The organism is Actinotignum sanguinis (genome assembly GCF_003957255.1).
Classification (GTDB): Bacteria; Actinomycetota; Actinomycetes; order Actinomycetales; family Actinomycetaceae; genus Actinotignum; species Actinotignum sanguinis.
The window spans coordinates 1-5,817 of record NZ_QDIE01000051.1 but is presented as its reverse complement, the minus strand read 5'-3'; the positions used below and the strand labels follow the sequence as shown (position 1 = coordinate 5,817).

At 53.2% G+C, this 5,817-nt stretch carries 3 rRNA genes; all 3 read left to right on the top strand.

The window, feature by feature from the left end:
- The first annotated feature begins 532 nt into the window (after positions 1-532).
- The 3 genes from DDD64_RS08600 to rrf all read left to right on the top strand — a co-directional run bounded on the left by DDD64_RS08600 (position 533) and on the right by rrf (position 5,795).
- Positions 533-2,074: ribosomal RNA gene (locus tag DDD64_RS08600) — 16S ribosomal RNA — on the top strand.
- Positions 2,075-2,463: 389 nt separating this feature from the next.
- Positions 2,464-5,585 (top strand): 23S ribosomal RNA (locus tag DDD64_RS08595).
- Positions 5,586-5,677: 92 nt separating this feature from the next.
- Positions 5,678-5,795: ribosomal RNA gene (gene rrf / locus DDD64_RS08590) — 5S ribosomal RNA — on the top strand.
- Together the 16S, 23S and 5S rRNA genes form the textbook arrangement of a ribosomal RNA operon.
- The last annotated feature ends 22 nt before the right edge of the window (positions 5,796-5,817 follow it).

The window sequence follows — 5,817 nt, the reverse complement described above, 5'->3', positions numbered from 1 at the left end:
GGTGTGGTGGGTGTCTCTCTGGTTTGATTTGCGTCTAGCGGGTTGGGCTTGTAAGCTTGTTATCCGTCGCCGAGGCCCGGGAAACCGGTAAGCGGTGACAGGATCCCTTGAGAGTGGCGTGGTTCACTGGGGCCGGGTTTGAAATCCTGGCTGGGTGGTGCTAAGCTAACGGGGTTGCTCTTTTTGAGTGTGATTGTTTCTCTTGCGTGTGATTGCCGTGGTTTTTCGGGTGGTTATGCGTGGGGTGTGGGCGTGGTGTTTGGATGCTTAATAGTGTGTCTGACTATTTATTTTTTACGTGATATTTTTTGTTCACATGATTGACGTGCTGCACTAGTACTGGCCGAGAGTTTTTTGGTTGGTGGGTGTGGTGTTGGTTGTGTGGGTGTGTGCGAGGACAGTTAGCACTCTAATGATGATGACTGGATGTATTCGTGTTTACGGGTATGTTTTGGTTTGTTTGTTGGTGGTGTGTTGTTCTTGTTTTTTATATTTTTTTGTTGAGCTAGTTGTTTTTCTTGCTCTCTGTTTTTTTGTGGAGAGTTTGATCCTGGCTCAGGACGAACGCTGGCGGCGTGCTTAACACATGCAAGTCGAACGATGAAGCTTACAACTTGTTGTGGGTGGATTAGTGGCGAACGGGTGAGTAATACGTGAGTAACCTGCCCTCCTTTTTGGGATAAGCCTTGGAAACGGGGTCTAATACCGGATATTCTGGCATGCTCGCATGGGTGTGTTGGGAAAGCTTTATGTGAAGGGGGATGGGCTCGCGGCCTATCAGCTTGTTGGTGGGGTGATGGCCTACCAAGGCGGTGACGGGTAGCCGGCCTGAGAGGGTGACCGGCCACATTGGGACTGAGATACGGCCCAGACTCCTACGGGAGGCAGCAGTGGGGGATATTGCACAATGGGCGAAAGCCTGATGCAGCGACGCCGCGTGGGGGATGAAGGCTTTCGGGTTGTAAACCTCTTTCGCTATCGAACAAGGCTCATTTTTTGGTGGGTTGAGGGTAGGTGGAGAAGAAGCGCCGGCTAACTACGTGCCAGCAGCCGCGGTAATACGTAGGGCGCGAGCGTTGTCCGGAATTATTGGGCGTAAAGGGCTTGTAGGCGGCTTGTTGCGCCTGCTGTGAAAACGCGGGGCTTAACTTCGCGCGTGCAGTGGGTACGGGCAGGCTTGAGTGTGGTAGGGGTGACTGGAATTCCAGGTGTAGCGGTGGAATGCGCAGATATCTGGAGGAACACCGATGGCGAAGGCAGGTCACTGGGCCATTACTGACGCTGAGGAGCGAAAGCATGGGTAGCGAACAGGATTAGATACCCTGGTAGTCCATGCTGTAAACGTTGGGAACTAGGTGTGGGGGGCCTTTCCAGGTTTTCTGCGCCGTAGCTAACGCATTAAGTTCCCCGCCTGGGGAGTACGGCCGCAAGGCTAAAACTCAAAGGAATTGACGGGGGCCCGCACAAGCGGCGGAGCATGCGGATTAATTCGATGCAACGCGAAGAACCTTACCAAGGCTTGACATACACCGCGGGGCTGCAGAGATGTGGTTGCATTTAGTTGGTGGTGTACAGGTGGTGCATGGTTGTCGTCAGCTCGTGTCGTGAGATGTTGGGTTAAGTCCCGCAACGAGCGCAACCCTTGTCTCGTGTTGCCAGCATGTTGTGGTGGGGACTCACGAGAGACTGCCGGGGTTAACTCGGAGGAAGGTGGGGATGACGTCAAATCATCATGCCCCTTATGTCTTGGGCTTCACGCATGCTACAATGGCCGGTACAGAGGGTTGCGATATCGTGAGGTGGAGCGAATCCCTTAAAGCTGGTCTCAGTTCGGATCGGGGTCTGCAACTCGACCTCGTGAAGTCGGAGTCGCTAGTAATCGCGGATCAGCATTGCCGCGGTGAATACGTTCCCGGGCCTTGTACACACCGCCCGTCACGTCACGAAAGTTGGTAACACCCGTAGCTCGTGGCCTAACCATTTTTGGGGGGAGCGGTCGAAGGTGGGGCTGGCGATTGGGACGAAGTCGTAACAAGGTAGCCGTACCGGAAGGTGCGGCTGGATCACCTCCTTTCTAAGGATTTTTTTGCAAGGGACGCGTTGGGTGGGCCTGTTTGTGGGTTTGCTTGTTTTTGTTTTGTTTCTTGTGTTTGGGACGCGTAAAAAGAGACGCTTAGGACGTAAACAGGTTTTAGTGCTTGTTGTGTTTTGGGTGTTGTTTGGTTGGGCGTGCTGTTAGGCATTCGGACACTAGCTTGTCTGTTACTGCCCGTGGCTGGCTGATGGGACTGTTTGTTTTGTTGGTTGGTTGTGGTGTTGGTGTGGTGGTTGGTTGTCGCATAGTGAGCGTGAGCATCTTTATATGGCAAACATGTTTATGCCAGGGCTTTTTTTGGTTTTGGTTGTGTGTTTGTTTGTGATTTTGCGTGATTGACGATTTTGTTTTGAGTTTCTTGTGTTTTGTTTTTTGGTGTTGTAGGGCGTTTGGTGGATGCCTTGGTGCGTATGGGCCGAAGAAGGACGTTGTAGCCTGCGATATGCCTCGGGGAATTGGCTAGCGAGTGGTGATCCGAGGGTGTCCGAATGGGGGAACCTAGCCTGGGTTATGCCGGGTTGCTGCCAGCTGAATTGATAGGTTGGTGGTGGGAACGTGGGGAAGTGAAACATCTTAGTACCTGCTGGAAAAGATATTTTGTGAGTAGTGGCGAGCGAAAGCGAAGGAGCCTAAACCTTGTGTGTGTGATACCTGTCGGGGGTTGCATGTGGGGTGTTGTGGGGCATTACAATTCTCGTTTCCGACAGAGCGGGGCGTAGTGATAAATCATGCTTGTAGGTGAAAGGTTTGGGAAGGCCTGCCGTAGACCGTGATAGCCGGGTAGCTGAAACTTGTGTGACTGCGTGGTGGTGTTCCCGAGTAGCACGGGGCTCGTGGAATCTCGTGTGAATCTGCCAAGACCACTTGGTAAGGCTAAATACCCGTCGTGACCGATAGTGAATTTAGTACCGTGAGGGAATGGTGAAAAGTACCCCGGGAGGGGAGTGAAATAGTGCCTGAAACCAGGCGCCTACAAACTGTCAGAGCCATCTTGGTGGTGGTGATGGCGTGCCTATTGAAGAATGAGCCTGCGAGTTAGGATGTGTGGCGAGGTTAACCCGTGTGGGGTAGTCGTAGCGAAAGCGAGTCTGAAGAGGGCGTTTTAGTTGCATGTTCTAGACCCGAAGCGGGGTGATCTACCCATGGCCAGGGTGAGGCACGTGTAAGAGCGTGTGGAGGCCCGAACCCACCAGGGTTGAAAACCTGGGGGATGAGTTGTGGGTAGGGGTGAAAGGCCAATCAAACTCCGTGATAGCTGGTTCTCCCCGAAATGCATTTAGGTGCAGCGTTGCGTGGTTCTTTGTGGGGGTAGAGCTACTGGTTGGCTGATGGGCCTGATTTGGTTACTGACGTCAGCCAAACTCCGAATACCATGAAGTTGAGCGTGGCAGTGAGACTGTGGGGGATAAGCTTCATAGTCGAGAGGGAAACAGCCCAGATCGCCGGTTAAGGCCCCTAAGTGTGTGCTAAGTGGGAAAGGATGTTTAGTTGCTGTGACAACCAGGAGGTTGGCTTAGAAGCAGCCATCCTTGAAAGAGTGCGTAATAGCTCACTGGTCAAGTGATTGAGCGCCGACAATGTAGCGGGGCTGAAGTACACCGCCGAAACCGTGGCAAACAAATTTTGTTTTGTTTGGGTAGGGGAGCGTCCTGCGTGAGGTGAAGCCGTGGCGTGAGCTTTGGTGGATTGCGTGGGAGTGAGAATGCAGGCATGAGTAACGTTTGGGAGGTGAGAATCCTTCCCGCCGTATGACTAAGGGTTCCAGGGGTAGGTTCGTCCTCTCTGGGTTAGTCGGGTCCTAAGGCGAGGCCGACAGGCGTAGTCGATGGGTGACCAGTTCTTATTCTGGTACCGGTTTTATTGCGTCCAGTGTCTTCTGCGTTGATGCTAACCATCCCGTCTATATCGTTTACTGCTTTCGAGGCGTTTGTCTTGTTTGTGGTTGGTGTGGGTGGCGTGGGGTCCTAAGTGTGGGAGGCAAGCGTGTTAACAGGTGTGACGCAGGGAGGTAGCTTCGCGTGCCTAATGGCTTGGCGCGTTTAAGGGTGTGGCCCGTTTCCTAGGTAAATCCGGGGAACATATGTGGGTGAGGCCTGATGGTGACCACTTTTTTGTGGGAAGTAGGGTGATCCTGTACTGCCGAGAAAAGCATCGACGTGAGTGGTAAGACCGCCCGTACCCGAAACCGACACTGGTAGTTGGGTAGAGCATACTAAGGCGTGCGAGTGAATCGTGGTTAAGGAACTCGGCAAAATGCCCCCGTAACTTTGGGAGAAGGGGGGCCCACTCTTTACGCGCCCCGTGTCTGGGCGAGTGTGGGGGGTTGGGTCGCAGAGTCTAGGGAGAAGCGACTGTTTATCAAAAACACAGGTCCGTGCGAAGCTGTAAGGCGATGTATACGGACTGACGCCTGCCCGGTGCTGGAAGGTTAAGCGGACTGGTTAGCCCTCTTTTTTTTGGGGGCGAGGCTGGGAAGTTAAGCCCCAGTAAACGGCGGTGGTAACTATAACCATCCTAAGGTAGCGAAATTCCTTGTCGGGTAAGTTCCGACCTGCACGAATGGCGTAACGACTTCTCTACTGTCTCGACCACGAGCTCGGTGAAATTGCATTACGAGTAAAGATGCTCGTTTCGCGCAGCAGGACGGAAAGACCCCGGGACCTTTACTATAGCTTGGTATTGGTGTTCGGTACGGTTTGTGTAGGATAGGTGGGAGACTGTGATGCATTGACGCTAGTTGGTGTGGAGTCGTTGTTGAAATACCACTCTGATCGTATTGCATGTCTAACTTTGGTCCGTGATCCGGGCTAAGGACAGTGCCTGGTGGGTAGTTTAACTGGGGCGGTTGCCTCCTAAAGGGTAACGGAGGCGCTCAAAGGTTTCCTCAGCCTGGTTGGTCATCAGGTGGTGAGTGTAAGTGTAGAAGGAAGCTTGACTGTGAGACAGACATGTCGAGCAGGTACGAAAGTAGGAACTAGTGATCCGGCGGTGGCTTGTGGAAGCGCCGTCGCTCAACGGATAAAAGGTACCCCGGGGATAACAGGCTGATCCTGCCCAAGAGTTCATATCGACGGCATGGTTTGGCACCTCGATGTCGGCTCGTCGCATCCTGGGGCTGGAGTAGGTCCCAAGGGTTGGGCTGTTCGCCCATTAAAGCGGTACGCGAGCTGGGTTCAGAACGTCGTGAGACAGTTCGGTCCCTATCCGCTGCGCGCGTTTGAGAATTGAGAAGGGCTGTTCCTAGTACGAGAGGACCGGGACGGACGAACCTCTAGTGTGCCAGTTGTTCCGCCAGGGGCATTGCTGGTTGGCCACGTTCGGGAGGGATAACCGCTGAAAGCATCTAAGCGGGAAGCCTGCTTCAAGATTAGTTCTCGTTCCACTTTTGGTGGGTGAGGTCCCCGGTTGATGATCGGGTTGATAGGCCAGGGATGTAAGGCTTGTGAGGGTTTTAGTTGACTGGTACTAATGGACCGATAGCCAAGATAACAAGGCATTTGAGATTGTTTTTGCGTGGGATTGGGTGTTTGCGTTCACTGTGCGATGACTGGCTACCATGTGGTTGGTTGGTGTTTTGGTTGTGGCGGTGGTTATAGCGGCAAGGTTACGCCCGGTATCCTTTTCGAACCCGGTAGCTAAGGTTGTTTGCGCTGATGGTACTGCACTCGGTGGGGTGTGGGAGAGTAGGTTGCTGCCGCCATGTTTCTTAGTGTGTGGGGTGT